This is a genomic window from Vibrio sp. 1580 (genome assembly GCF_033340055.1).
The window spans coordinates 1-520 of record NZ_JAWOVT010000720.1 but is presented as its reverse complement, the minus strand read 5'-3'; the positions used below and the strand labels follow the sequence as shown (position 1 = coordinate 520).

The 520-nt window shown below is 41.0% G+C and carries 1 protein-coding gene and 1 pseudogene; both read left to right on the top strand.

Going from position 1 to position 520, the window contains the following annotated elements; all coding sequences use genetic code 11:
• Nucleotides 1-335 (top strand): ABC transporter permease (locus R7093_RS28030; protein ID WP_318147385.1); only part of this gene is annotated, 335 nt, incomplete at its 5' end.
• 1 nt (nt 336) lies between these two features.
• Nucleotides 337-520, top strand: a pseudogene (locus R7093_RS28025) (ABC transporter permease); the annotation flags it as partial.

The following is a 520-nucleotide window of genomic DNA, read 5'->3' as shown; positions in this document are numbered from 1 at the left end:
TGGAAAACTTATCATCGGATTACATCCGTACCGCGATCGCAAAAGGCTTGCCGTTTAAGAAAGCGGTACGCAAACACGCGCTACGCAATAGCTTAATTCCAATTGCTTCTCACTTTGGCAACTCACTGTTGTTCTTCATGACAGGGGCATTTTTGATCGAAGTTATCTTCAACATCGACGGCATTGGTTTATTAGGTTACGAATCCATTATGGAACGTGATTACCCAGTAGTGATGGGCATCGTTGCTATCAACGCGGTATTGCTGCTGATCGGCAATATTATTTCGGATATCTGTGTTGCTTTAGTCGACCCACGTGTGAAGTTTGGAGCGTAATATGATTAAAGTAAGTCCATTAACTCAAAAGAAAATCCGTCACTTTAAAGAAATTAAACGTGGTTATTGGTCGTTTGTGATCTTATCTATCATGTTGATTCTTTCACTATTTGCCGAGCTGTTAATCAACAGTAAAGCGTTGATCGTTAAGTACGATGGTAGTTACTACTTTCCGGCTGTCAGTG